Raw genomic sequence first — 13,305 nt, 5'->3', positions numbered from 1 at the left:
GTGAAGATATACAGATGGAAAGTTTTTGTGTAAAGGCTCCTGCAAAGATCAATCTTTTTTTACATATTATAAATAGAGAAGAAAGAGGGTATCATTTAATTGAAAGTTTGGTTGTCTTTGCTAAACTTTCTAATTTTTTAGAGATAAAAGTAGGAGAAAAAAACTTTAGATATGATAACTCTACAGTTGAATTTGTAAATTCTGAGTTTAGAATAAATTATCGATATAATACTATAACGAGAGCAGTGAGTCTACTGCTTAGGCATGCTCCTGTACGCACTAAAGTCACTGTGAAGGTTGTAAAAAATGTACCAATTGCTGCGGGATTTGGTAGTGGTTCCTCAGATGCTGGAGCTGTGATACGCATGCTGGGAGAGCTTTGGAACATTGATAGGCAATTTTTAAATGATATAGCTTTAAGCGTTGGTGCTGATGTACCTGCAAGTATAGATAGTAAGCCAGTTTTTGTCAGAGGTGTTGGTGAGGAATTATGCCCCATTAAACAATGCTCTTTACCCACAAGTCTGGTACTTGTGAAACCGAAAAAAAAGTTTTTGAATACATCAGAAGTATTTTCCAAGTATAAAGAGGATTTCTCTCAGCCAATTAAGTGGAGTGATAACACTGAGGAGAATTTGTTAGAGCTTCTTAAAGAGACAAAAAATGACCTGCAAGAAGCAGCAATAAGTCTTGTACCTGAAATTCAGAATGTAATATCAACACTAGAGTCACAAGAAGGCTCTATACTTTCTCGTATGTCAGGTAGTGGTGTAGGGTGTTTTGGAATGTTTGATAGTGAAGAAAGTGCAAAAGCTGCAGCGGCAAATATCAAAAAGGAATATCCAGAATGGTGGGTGTGCGACACGGAATTAATGGTTTGATTTATGCCCTTAATTTCCAAGAAGAAAAATCTTATAGATGGTTACAGGGAAGAAAGATTTTGGGTAAATAATCAAGAATATCATGGCTCAATTATAATTTTTCCTGAAAAGGTGATTGAATTGAAAGAAAGTGATATAAATAACAAGGAGTATTTTAAATCTTTTTTAACAGAGGAAATAGAGATTTTGATAATAGGTACTGGTAAGATACGCGATTGTTCAATGAAGTCTTATCTTATGGAGCAAAAGAATTTAAATTTTGAATTTATGACGACGGGTTCTGCATGCAGAACCCATAACGTTTTAATATCTGAAGATAGATTTGTTGTCAGTTATCTGATAGCATGTTAGAGATATTTACACAGAGTTTTTTTATAAACAGTCTAATTGCGGTAATTATGATTAGCCTAGTCACAGGAGCTCTAGGGTCATTTATGATATGGCAAAGGTTATCGTATTTGGGTGATAGTTTGTCCCATTCTTCATTGCTTGGTATTGCACTTGCTTTGATCTTTAATATCAGCCCATCGGTAAGTATAATGCTCATTGCAATTATGTTTGCTATACTACTTTCTCTTAATTTTAATAAATTATACTCTGCTGATACGATATTGAACATAGTTACCAATGTAGTTTTATCATCGAGTTTAATACTTATGTCTTTTCTTCCATCAGGTAATAATAGTATTATTAGCTCACTTTTTGGTGACATATTAATGATTGACCAAAGTAATATAATATCAATTTTTCTAACCTCCGTAATAGTTACTTTGATATTAATATTTAGATGGCGCTATTGGCTGATGATTTCGATTAATCAAGATTTGGCAACAGTTGAGAAAGTAAATGTTAATTTTGTTAGGCTAGAATTTTTGATTATACTCGCTATCTTTATTGCAATTTCTGCTCAATTAATAGGAATATTACTCATTGCTGCATTTTTGTTAATACCTGCTGCATCAGCAAGACTCATTTCAAAAACTCCAATGCAAATGATTATTGTTGCAACAGTTTTTTCTGTGATTTCTGGAGTATCAGGTTTGATATTATCTGCAAGTTTTGACTTATTAACTGGACCTGCAATTATACTTATCGCAGCTGTGTATTTAATCATTGCTTATTTTATAAGATTGGTGTTAAGTAGATTGACTTAATTTTGGTCTCGGAAGTTCATAATTCATTAACAAATGAGTGTAACTATCTGAGCGTAAAGTAGTTTTTGCTACGTTGTTTTTATGTGCTAATTGTTAATTTGTGGAGTGAAAGATATGGCCGAAGGATTTTTTTCTAGATATATAGGACAGCCTATAAAAAATTTTTATAATTATGTTACGGGAAAGAAAGAAGTGTCTGATGATATGCAGAATACAGCAAATCAAGAAAGCTCAGAATTGTTGGAAACTGATGTGCAATCAAATGATGTACCACCAAATAGTGATAATATAATATAGATGGCATGAGAATCACGCCATCTAAAGTTAAAAAATTCCTTGAGAAACCCGATACTTTAAGTGGTGTATTAATTCATGGGAGTGACAATAGTAAGGTCGATATTTTTGTACAGGAAATAATTGCCAACTTGAATGAGTATTCAGTTCAGGTGATGGATTTTGCAGTAGTGAATAAGTCGCCTGGCTTGTTATTTTCCGAGTTGGCAAACATTTCGATGTTTACTAAAAAAAGGTTAGTTAAGCTGATAAATGTCAGTGGAAGTATATCTAAAGAGTTAAGAAACATATTGGATCATAATATAGGCGATCATTATATAGTAATGATAGCAAATGATCTTCCATATAGTTCTACAACTAAAAGTTATATGGAAAGCTCAAAAATTTTCGGTGTCATTACCTGCTATAAGGACAGCGGTAGTAATCTTTGTGATATTATATCAAGTTACTTGAAACAAAATGATATAGAGTGCACAAGTGAGATAATCTACCACTTGCAGTCTTATTTTAATCATAGCAAACTGCCTATATATTCAGAGCTTGAAAAATTAGTTTTATATCTAGGAAAAAGAAAAGATCTTAAACTTGCTGATATAGATCTATGCTTTTCAACCTCCGGCAATGATTATGTTACACTTGATAATCTGTGCTCTGCAATAGTGAGTAAAGACATGGGACAATTCATCAAAATTTCCGATGTATTGATATTACAAGAGAATTTTTCACCGATAGCATTAATCCGTATTATATCAAATTATTTTCTACGGCTAGAAAGCGTTTTGCTGTTAATACAAAATGGAATGAATGAACAAGCTGCAATTGACCAGCTGAGTCCTCCATTGTTCTTCAAACAATTGCAGAGTTTTAAATCTCATTTGAAAAGTTTGCAACTTTCAGAACTTAAGAAGATCTTAGAAAATTTGATGAGCTTGGAAGTGACTTGTAAAAGAACTGACTTGGACCATAAAATGATCTTTCAGCATGAGATTAACTATTGGTGTTATTCGTTCAGCAGAGTAGTAAAATAAGGTAGACGAGAAAAAACAACTAAATGTTGTCATGAAAGTAGCTGACACTGGGATGGCTTTGTTGCATCACTCAAGTAAAAAGAGCTAGCAGTTACTGACAAAATTCACTATAAGACAAGCATTTAACCTACGAAAGAAAAATATGTCACAAAAAATGAGAGTCAGTAACTGCCATGAATATAACAAATTTCTCCAAGAGAGGGGAAATATTTTTCATTTTATTAATGAAGCAATTGAGAATTGGTACGAAAAAGGTCCAAAAATGGCTGGTGGCAACTATATTTATAGCGATAAAGTTGTGATTTTAGTGCATATAGTCGCTAATCTCTTTAGAATTGGCTTAAGACAAACGGTAGGGTTTATAGAAGGGTATTTGCAGCAAATAGGAAAAAATTTGCAGATTATCAGCTATTCACAAGCTTCAAGGAGGTTTAGAAAACTCAATATTAAGATCAGTGACTGTAGAGTTAACAAAAATGATACGGAAGGTATTGAAATTGCCATAGATAGTACAAGTATCAGATAATACCCCTGGTCACAGTAAGGAAAATAGCGAAGTATCGCAGTTATAAACAGGTAAGAAAGCTGCATGTAATGCTGGAGATAGGTAGCAAAAAAGTCATAGCTGCAAAATATAGTAGAGGAGTTTATTCTGATCATTACGGAACCTGTGATCTTATTGAAAGAGTTGAAGCTCAATATAAGCACACTGTATGGAGATAGGGCATATAACCGAAAGAAATTATATAAATTGTGCAATGAACTTGGGATAAAGACAAAAATTCCTCTGCAAAATAATGCAGTAGAGCATCCAAAGTTAGACTATATGGCAGAGAGAAATGCTGCAATTAGACTAATAAAGTCATATGATAAAGATAATATAAAGATGTGGAAAAGGCAAATAAACTACGGAAAAAGATCTTATATAGAAAGTTTTTTCTCGCGACTGAAACAAATATTCGGATTTAATTTTCGTAACAAATCTGAGGTTAATCGTGAAAAGGAACTGCTACTCAAGTGTTATTTGCTTAACAAATTTACTGATTTTGGTATGGCTAAATTTGAAATAGTTACATGAATTTGTCGTAAATCACCACTACATGAAGTGTTATGCAACAAAGCCCACTGGGATCCAGAAATATGGGATATGTATAGAAGTTATTTTAAAATACAACGTTTTGGCGAGATTATGGATTCCAGTGTTAGCTACTTGAATGACAGGAGCAGAAACTGGAATGACAAGAAATCTAATATTTTCACATTTCCTGAACAATGCTTATTGGTGTCATTCAAAATACATTCGGTGCATTTAAACCTTTTGTATAATTCTTTGGCTTTCTTCTAACCTTGCAATAATGCTCTCTCTACCGATAAAAATTAATAATTTAGCGAGTTCTGGACCTGTTTCTGTTCCTGTTAAAGCGAGGCGCAACTGCATAAATAGATCTTTTGCCTTTATATCAATTGTCTGTCGAATATTTTTAACCCACTCTGATAATGTGTTTTCATTACAATCACCTTGAGGTAATGTGCTTAGCGCTATTTTTATAAACTCTTTATTAAGAACCACAGGTTCTATACCAAATTTGCATATTTTCCACCATTTGGCCACTTCAGAAAACTTTTCTATATTACTCCTTATAAAATACCAAAACTCTGAGCCAATTTGACTTAAACGATCTTGCACCATTTCAAATGGCATTTGTTGTAGCACTTTGCTATTTAGCTTATACATTTCACTCAAGCTGAATTGTAAAGATGCTGAACTAAATTTTTTGATATCAAATGAGTCAATTAAAGACTGCATATCAATATAAGCTTCTATCGGATCAGATGTTCCAAGCTTTGCTAAATAGCTAGTTAGCGCCATTGATTCAATCTCATCTTCTCTTATGGACTTAATATCCAGCCCGCCTTTCCGTTTCGATATTTTGCTATCATCAAAGTGTAGTAAGGGAAGGTGGGCAAAGATAGGAATTTTCGCTTTTAATGCTTGAATCATTTGAATCTGAACTGCGGTATTAGTTACATGATCTTCCCCACGTACAACATGGGTTACATTAAAGTCAATGTCATCAATAACAGAAGGTAGCATGTACGTATAAATTCCATCTTCTCTTTTTACTACAGGATCGCTGATATGAATTGTTGCAATATTTATTTCGCCTTTAACTTCATCATTCCATTTTACAGTTTTATTTCTATCCAATTTAAATCTGAAATGTGGTTTTCGTCCTTCTTGCTCATAACGAATTTTCTCTTGCTCAGTTAAAAGCAACGCACCTTTATCGTAAACAGGGGGAAGACCTTGTTTTAATTGCAATTTTCGTTTAGTGTCTAATTCTTCTCTTGTTTCATAACATGCATAAATATGACCTTCTTTCATTAACTGTAAGAACACCTCGTTATAGCGCTCAAAACGCTCTGATTGCTTAAAACTTGAATTCCAATTTATGCCAATCCATTTTAGGTCTTCTATGATATTATCTACATATTTGATATCTGAACGCTCAAGATCAGTATCATCAAAACGTAGTAAAAATTTTCCATTTTGATTACGTGTGTACATCCAACAAATGAGTGCAGTGCGTATGTTTCCTACATGTAGGTAGCCAGTTGGGCTTGGAGCGAATCTTGTTAGCATTTAAATGATTACTTTAGTTTATTTTAATTTTATATAAATGTACTGCTAAAGCAAGATTCTTCTTTGTCTTGGTGTTAGTTGCTACAAAGTACAGCGAACATGAAACCTTTTTGTTAGAGTTCCATGATCTGCCTAAAATACTCTGAAAGCACGGCTTTAGTTATTTACTCTAAATATATTATACGTATACTTGTTATTAAATTAAATTTGAAATGATAAGAAATGAGTGAATTTAAATCAATCCGCAATATTGCAATAATTGCACACGTTGACCACGGAAAAACTACTTTACTTGATAACATGTTAAAACAAAGTGGCACGTTTCGTGAGAATCAAGAAGTTCAAGAACGAGTGATGGATAGTGGTGATCAAGAACGTGAACGTGGGATTACAATACTTGCAAAATGTACGTCAATAATGTGGGGTGATGAGAAAATCAATATCATTGATACACCAGGACATGCGGATTTTGGTGGAGAAGTGGAAAGGGTGCTCTGCATGGCAGATGGTGTATTACTACTGGTTGATGCTGCAGAAGGTCCAATGCCACAGACTAAGTTTGTGTTGTCAAAAGCACTAAAGGCAAATTTAAAACCGATTGTGATAATCAATAAGGTTGATCGACCAGACAGCAGAATTGATGAAGTACTAAATGAAATATATGAGTTATTTTTTAACCTTGATGCAACCAACGAGCAACTAGATTTTCCAGTACTCTATGCTTCAGGTAGAAATGGTTGGTGTGCTAAGGAGCTATCTGATGAGAGAAAAGATTTAAGCCCATTATTTTCAACGGTGATAGATTACATAAAACCTTCCGTTTATGATCAAAATGCACCTTTTGCTATGCTAGTTACTTTACTTGAATCTGATAAATTTCTTGGCAGAATATTGACAGGAAAGATTTACCAAGGAATCGCGCAAGTTAACTCAGATCTTAAGGTAATTGATCTTGATGGTCAAGTGGTTGAGCGAGGGAGATTAACTAAGTTACTCTCATTTTCTGGCTTAAAACGCGTTCCAGTAGAGCAAGCTGTAGCTGGTGATATCATTGCCATTGCAGGACTTGAGAAAGCTTCAGTTTCAGACACTATAGCAGCACCAGAAGTTACAACTGCGATCAGCTCAACTCCAGTTGACCCGCCAACAATGGCGATTACTATAAGCGTGAATGACTCACCTTTTGCTGGGCAAGAGGGAACAAAACTTACCTCAACTGTTATAAAAGATCGTTTATATGCAGAAGCAGAAACAAACGTTGCAATTACTGTAACTTTGGCTCCAAGTGGTGAAGCATTTGAAGTAGGTGGACGTGGTGAGTTGCAGCTTGGGGTACTGATTGAAAATATGAGAAGGGAAGGTTTTGAACTTTCAGTTTCACGGCCTCGAGTGCTGTTTAAAGAAGAAGATGGCAAAAAACTTGAACCTATAGAGGAAGTAGTAATTGATGTAGATGATGAGTATAGTGGAATCATCATGGAAAAACTTAGCTTTCGAAAAGGTGAAGTAACTGACATGAGACCTTCTGGTAGTGGCAGAACTAGGTTGACATTTTTAGTGCCATCAAGGGGATTAATTGGCTATCAAGGAGAATTTTTAACTGATTCTCGCGGCACTGGTATAATCAACCGTTTATTTCACAGTTATGCTCCACATAAAGGTTCAATTTCCGGAAGGCGTAATGGGGTTTTAATTTCAACAGACAAAGGCGAAGCAGTAGCGTATGCAATTTTCAATCTGCAAGATAGGGGAATTATGTTTGTTAAGCCACAAGATAAGGTATATTGTGGTATGATTGTCGGTCAGCATAGTCGTGACAATGATTTAGAAATAAATGTACTTAAAGGTAAGCAATTAACAAACGTAAGAGCTTCAGGTAGCGATGAAGCTATAAAGCTTACTCCACCAAAAATAATGACACTGGAGGATATGATAGCATATATAGACGATGATGAATTGGTAGAAGTAACTCCAAAATCTATACGTTTGCGTAAGAAGTTCCTCGATCCAAATGAACGTAAACGTGCAGGAAGGGCGAAGAATAAAGAGTAATCAACGTTCCTGATAAAAAGCTGGATGAGCTACTCGGATAACACCATCATAAAGGGAACCAGTGTCAGTTACTTGAGCAGGTACTGGGATGACAAGAGAAGGCTACAAAGGTGTCATGCAAGTAGCTCATCCAGCTTTTTTATAATCATCGAAAACATTGTATTTTAACATTACTTTTATACTTATAAGTTTCTAGGCACTGGATTTGTTGTAGACTTACTCTATCACTTTACCCTCTTATTTTACCACTCTCCTGCCTATATATTTTTATATGAGGATTTTTGCAAAAGTTTCGCATTTTTTGTAACATGATTTTCAGTATGTGTAACCTAAATGCAAATTGATCACGAAACTAGTGTAATTATTGAGGCCATAGAGAAATTTGGTGGTGAGGCAAGGCTTGTTGGTGGATGTGTTAGAGATTCAATTTTACAGCGTGACATTCACGACATCGATCTTGCTACTAATCTGCTGCCTAATCAAGCAGTTAAAGCGTTAAAACTCCGTAATATAAAAACTATTCCAACTGGCTTAAAACATGGAACTATTACTGCGATTTTAAATAAAAGATCCTTTGAGATTACAACGCTAAGGCATGATGTAAAGTGTGACGGTAGACATGCGAAGGTAGAATTTACTAATGATTGGCAAGCTGATGCTTCAAGGCGCGACTTTACGTTTAATGCTCTTTATGCGGACAAGCATGGCCATATATACGACTACTTTGGTGGCATTCAGGACTTAAAAACACGAAAGTTAAACTTTATAGGTAACGCTGAAGATAGGATTAAGGAAGACTATCTACGTATTTTAAGAGCGTTTCGTTTTCACGCTAAAATATGCATAGGAGATTTAAGTGATGAAATATTGGATGTGTGCAAAAAGCATTCACACATGATTCAAAACCTCTCTGGAGAGAGAATAAGAGAAGAAATATTTAAGTTGTTGGAATGCAATGATCCTGCTCCAACACTTAAGAGCATGCAAAAATCTGATGTTTTACAAAAAATCATTCCAAAAGAAGTAAAATGTGAAATTTTATCTTCACCACTTCTTATCAACACTAAACCTCTTACAAAACCCTCAGCGTATGTCCATACGCCTTTCCTAGATCCCACAATCGATGCACTAACAAAATTAGCTTTGCTTCTTAGGACTGCCGAAGATAGAGTTAGTCTTGGAGAAGAAGTGAGCAAGTTTTTACGTCTTTCAAATAAGCAAAAGAAAAAGCTATTATTTTTATTATCAAACAATATTAAAACAGAGCTTTCAGAAAAAGAGCAAAAGAAATACATATCTTTATTTGGTAAGGAATTATATTGTGACTTAATGAAGATTTGTGGTATTGAGTCTGGAATAAATGTTGATGAGTATATTTCATTTGCTAAGATGTTTAACATTCCAAAATTTCCTTTATCTGGTGATGATTTAATAACTATAGGTCATCAACCAGGGAAAAGTTTAGGTAGAAACTTGGAATTGCTACGACAACATTGGGAAGACAGCTCCTACACTTTAACAAAGGAGGAGCTGATACTTTATGCTAAAAGTTTTATCTAGACTTTGCTTCTTGCTTCACACTTACCGGAGTGCTATTAGTGTGACTCATGGAAGAGTTAGGTGTGTATTCTTTTTTAGCTTTATCTGTTAATTCATATTCATTGTTTTCTTTTGAAGTTTGAACGCACATTTTCTGATCTGGAGATAAAAATTTATCTCGTATGCTTGATGCTAGTTGTAACAACTCGATATTACTTGAAAAAAATTCCATTCTACCTTTTATTAACTCCTCCGAAACAATTTCTTGGAGATTGCTATTATCTTTGCTATAAAAGTTGTTCAAGACAGAATCTGTAATTGCATTAGCAGCTTCCTCATCCCAACTTAAATTTTTCATGCATTTTTTAATAGAAAGTAACAGCTTGTCTTTTAACACACCATCACGTAACTCCTTATCTATATTTCCAATATTACAATATTTTTTGACAACTCCTTTAACTTCAGCTTCTATGATCTCACTTGCTAATTTTTTCAAATTATTTTTTAATAATTCAAGTAACTTATTGCTTTCAAATTTACCATCACTTTGATTTGATAGAGATTTTATAGTTTCACCAAGCACGTTATGGCAAAAGTGTTTTCCTTCAAGTTCAGGAAAACCTTTTTTCAACTCTCTATTTTTATGAGATAAAAATTCCTTGAGCTTCTTATTACTGAAAAGATTATAAGAACCATTTGAAAAGCTTGACTTCATAGAATGAAAAAGTGTTTTTTTTGTAGTAGATGCTATACTAATTGCATCTACCTCTTTAGTTTTTTTATCCATATCTTCTAACTTTGTATCAACATTTCTCTTCTCTTTTTTCAATTCCAGTAACTCTTGATTATTTAACTTTAGTTGTTTCTGTAACTGTTCTTGCGCAACTGACAAATTTTCCTTTAAGCTATCTATTTTAACTAACAGACCTCTTTTTTCTTCCTGTGGTTTTGTAATATCAGCTTTCGCTTGATATTCTGCTTGCTTACGTTCCTCTTGTAACTGCTCAATCTGCTTCTCTTGCTTTGCAAGTTCTTCTTTTAACATTTCTGTCAGATTCGAATGAGTTTCCTTTAAGCTATCATCTATTCCCGCTGATTCCCACTCTTTACTTTTTTCTAATGCCTGTACTTGTTCTTGTAGACTAGTAATCTTACTTTCTAATTCTTTTTTCTCTGTTTCAGTAGCATTTAGTTTACTAATTGAATCACTTTTGTCTTTCTCTAATTGTTGTTTAAGATTCTCTACTTCAGCATCTTTTTCCTTAGCTTGTTCTTTCAATTCATTAATTTCACTTTCTAAATCTTGTTTCTTTTTTTCAATGGTATTTAGATTAGTCTTTTCTTGCTCTAATTGTTGCTGAGCACTTTCCAATTTTTTTTCTAAATTTAGTATTTTTTCCTCAGCTTGTGTGAATTCTGCTTGTTTCTCCTTAAGTTGATTTTCTAATTGCTTTATTTTAGTATCAGACTCGTTGTTTAACTTACTCAATTTACTATTAAGTTCTGTGTTTTGCGCTCTTAGGCTTTCATTATCTTTCTTCACAGTTTCATTTATATCTTTATTTTCACGAAATGAATTTATCAAATCGTCTTGCTCTTTTATTTTTTGGTCTTTTGTAAATATAGTTTGCTGTTGTGCATTATTTTTATTCTCCATTTCCTTTTTCTCTTGTTCTAATCTTTCATTTAATTGCGTTAAACTACCTATTTTCCCATCTTTTTCTTCTACCCTTACTGAGAGCATTTCTATTTTATTTGCAAATTCTTTGCTGCACTCAATTAATTCTTTCTGCAAATGTAATATCTCCTCAGACTTTTCCTTGAACTGTGCTAAAAATTCTTCTCCTCTTTTTTGTGCAATTTTTACCAATTCACTATAGTTCTTTTTAAGTCCTGCAAGTTTAGACTTTAACTCTTCATTTTCTAATTCTAAGTCTTCAATCTGCTGTGCTTGTGCTGCAAAAAATTTAGCAAATATTTCTTTTTCCTCTCCTAATGATTTTACTTGTTCTTTAAGTTTAGTAATTTCTTTCTCTTTTTTAGTTAATTCCTGATTTAAATTTGACTGATTTTCCTCCTTCTTACTACCTTCTTTCAACTTTTCTTTTAATCTCTCATTTTCATCCTTCAATTCCTTTTCTCTGTTAGAATTTAAAAGATCATCAGTCTGAACCACATTATCTGCAATATTGTAATGTAGGATACTCTTTGCCCATTGATTCCACTTTTCTGGCAACATTCGTCCAATTGTTTTTAGATATAGCCAAGCAAGCACAGTGGATAAGCTATATTTTTTTTCCTTTTGTTTAGGTTCGTAATTAACCTTATTGTTAGCATTTAGCATAAAATTACCTAATTTTTAAAGTATTGAAGTTATATATATTAATATAATTATTAAATAAATTATAATATAAATGTTAAATTGTGTGAAAATTTTTATAGATTTTAAGTAGAAATACACATGTTCGTAAGCACAGAATTTGCTTTTTCTATTGCTCTTGCTAACATTTCTTGTTCATTGTGCTGATTTTTCACGTTGATTACCTGAGCTGCCAAATTTGCAGGGAAAGTGACCAAACTAACTTCCCATAGCTCCACTTGTTTTAACACTCGAGCTCCGCTTTCATGATCAACATCATACTCTATTGGTATATAGCCAATCGAAAGCCCGTTAATAGTTCCAGTTTTGAGCATTAAATATGCTTCCTCTGCTTTTTGAATACCAAAAAGCAAATGTGCAGTTATATATAGGCCAATATCATTTTCGCAAATATCCGTAATATTACCTATAGGCTCGCTCGGATTGTGCTGCCAAAGAAGTTTTATCTGACTTTTATTTAAGTTATTCTTAAATGCTCCTGGTAATATCAGATCATTTTGCTTATCAACTATATTAAAAACGCTCGCATAGCCAGAAAATACTCCGTTTTCTTCTATGCTTTTTATTGATAATGGTGAATAGAGAAATTTCTTATTCATAAGTCCTCCTTGTAAATTATGGTATTGGGTTTGCCAGCGCTCTGAGCCAGCTTAAAATGTTGTATAGATTGTTTTCCTATATCTCAGGATGAGTATAAGGCACTACAATATAATTCTATTGTATGCAGTGCTTTGAAAATGTGGAAGTACTTTTTTAGTTATAAAATTTGTCATTTTATATACATAAGGGTAGGGTTTGTTGCACATTGGGTTGTTCAACAGCAGCGTTTTCCAGATTTGTAGAAACAGCTTCGTTTGTAGCTTTTCCTAGAAGGAAGCCAAATCCCAATGAAACAGCGGCTATAAAACCATTCATTAATGACTCTGTCCATCTCGTATTCTTGATAGATTTTAGAATATATCATTATTGGCTTCATTCGGGTTTAAATTTCTTCCCAACTCTTCTGATGTTTTCTCCCCAGCATCTTGGGATTTTGTTGATGAACTTTTCTGTAAGTTTTCTAATTCTTGTGCGTCCATCAACACCTCACTATTAAAGCTTAAGTACAAATTATACAGCACTATAATTGTTTAGTCAAGGTAAATACTAGTATATTAAGTAAATATTTACTATATTAATATGATTGCTTAAATTCACAACTAATTGTTTGGGGGAATAAAAAGATTGTGTTTTGTAGGTGATTTTCGTAGCGGAAGGTATTACCCCAGTTTTACAACACCCGGGGTAACGATAAAGAAGGAAGTAGGGAAAGTTATTTATAATAGTTTGAAGC

Annotated in this window: 13 protein-coding genes; 9 read left to right on the top strand and 4 right to left on the bottom strand. The window is 33.6% G+C overall.

All coding sequences use genetic code 11. The features are described from left to right. Nucleotides 1–14 precede the first annotated feature (14 nt). The 7 genes from AB3210_RS04280 (at nt 15) to AB3210_RS04250 (ending at nt 4,435) form a co-directional block, all read left to right on the top strand. Nucleotides 15–881, top strand: coding sequence for a 4-(cytidine 5'-diphospho)-2-C-methyl-D-erythritol kinase (locus AB3210_RS04280; protein WP_007302685.1), 867 nt, complete (start codon nt 15–17; stop codon nt 879–881). A gap of 3 nt (nt 882–884) precedes the next feature. After that, nucleotides 885–1,232, top strand: a complete 348-nt coding sequence (locus AB3210_RS04275) for an Mth938-like domain-containing protein (RefSeq protein WP_007302686.1) — start codon at nt 885–887, stop codon at nt 1,230–1,232. Beyond that, a complete protein-coding gene (locus AB3210_RS04270) occupies nt 1,226–2,035 on the top strand; it encodes a metal ABC transporter permease (protein ID WP_052264732.1) in 810 nt (269 codons plus the stop codon). Before AB3210_RS04275 ends, AB3210_RS04270 begins: the two co-directional genes overlap by 7 nt. Nucleotides 2,036–2,149: 114 nt before the next feature. Continuing rightward, nucleotides 2,150–2,332: a hypothetical protein gene (locus tag AB3210_RS04265; RefSeq protein ID WP_007302688.1), complete on the top strand. Its 183-nt coding sequence runs from the start codon at nt 2,150–2,152 to the stop codon at nt 2,330–2,332. Between the two features lie 5 nt (nt 2,333–2,337). Continuing rightward, nucleotides 2,338–3,357: a DNA polymerase III subunit delta gene (gene holA, locus AB3210_RS04260; protein WP_007302689.1), complete on the top strand. Its 1,020-nt coding sequence runs from the start codon at nt 2,338–2,340 to the stop codon at nt 3,355–3,357. A gap of 142 nt (nt 3,358–3,499) precedes the next feature. Then, the gene (locus AB3210_RS04255) at nt 3,500–3,883 is read left to right on the top strand and encodes a transposase (protein WP_012481752.1); all 384 of its coding nucleotides are present in this window, start codon (nt 3,500–3,502) and stop codon (nt 3,881–3,883) included. 144 nt (nt 3,884–4,027) lie between these two features. Next, nucleotides 4,028–4,435: a transposase gene (locus tag AB3210_RS04250; protein ID WP_019236369.1), complete on the top strand. Its 408-nt coding sequence runs from the start codon at nt 4,028–4,030 to the stop codon at nt 4,433–4,435. Between the two features lie 231 nt (nt 4,436–4,666). On the opposite strand, the gene gltX is transcribed toward AB3210_RS04250, so the two are convergent. Further along, nucleotides 4,667–6,001, bottom strand: a complete 1,335-nt coding sequence (gene gltX / locus AB3210_RS04245) for a glutamate--tRNA ligase (RefSeq protein ID WP_052264733.1) — start codon at nt 5,999–6,001, stop codon at nt 4,667–4,669. Nucleotides 6,002–6,223: 222 nt separating this feature from the next. Between gltX and typA the strand changes: the two genes are divergently transcribed. Together typA and AB3210_RS04235 are read left to right on the top strand one after the other, a co-directional pair. Further along, on the top strand, nt 6,224–8,053 hold the full coding sequence (typA, locus tag AB3210_RS04240) for a translational GTPase TypA (protein WP_007302691.1): 1,830 nt from the start codon (nt 6,224–6,226) through the stop codon (nt 8,051–8,053). Nucleotides 8,054–8,386: 333 nt separating this feature from the next. After that, the gene (locus tag AB3210_RS04235; RefSeq protein WP_019236367.1) at nt 8,387–9,613 is read left to right on the top strand and encodes a CCA tRNA nucleotidyltransferase; all 1,227 of its coding nucleotides are present in this window, start codon (nt 8,387–8,389) and stop codon (nt 9,611–9,613) included. Here the strand turns inward: AB3210_RS04235 and AB3210_RS04230 are convergent. The 3 genes from AB3210_RS04230 to AB3210_RS04220 form a co-directional block, all read right to left on the bottom strand. After that, the gene (locus AB3210_RS04230; RefSeq protein ID WP_019236366.1) at nt 9,606–11,936 is read right to left on the bottom strand and encodes a hypothetical protein; all 2,331 of its coding nucleotides are present in this window, start codon (nt 11,934–11,936) and stop codon (nt 9,606–9,608) included. The two genes, AB3210_RS04235 and AB3210_RS04230, sit on opposite strands and share 8 nt — an antisense overlap. A 101-nt stretch (nt 11,937–12,037) precedes the next feature. Further along, nucleotides 12,038–12,571 carry an HK97 family phage prohead protease gene (locus AB3210_RS04225; protein WP_007302694.1) on the bottom strand — a complete coding sequence of 178 codons (534 nt, stop codon included), beginning with the start codon at nt 12,569–12,571 and terminating at the stop codon, nt 12,038–12,040. A gap of 351 nt (nt 12,572–12,922) precedes the next feature. Next, nucleotides 12,923–13,051: a hypothetical protein gene (locus AB3210_RS04220; protein WP_019078577.1), complete on the bottom strand. Its 129-nt coding sequence runs from the start codon at nt 13,049–13,051 to the stop codon at nt 12,923–12,925. Nucleotides 13,052–13,305: the final 254 nt, after the last annotated feature.

Origin of the sequence: Wolbachia endosymbiont (group B) of Scrobipalpa ocellatella, from assembly GCF_964188425.1 — a bacterium.
Classification (GTDB): domain Bacteria; phylum Pseudomonadota; class Alphaproteobacteria; order Rickettsiales; family Anaplasmataceae; genus Wolbachia.
This window is presented reverse-complemented; position numbering and strand designations above follow the sequence as displayed.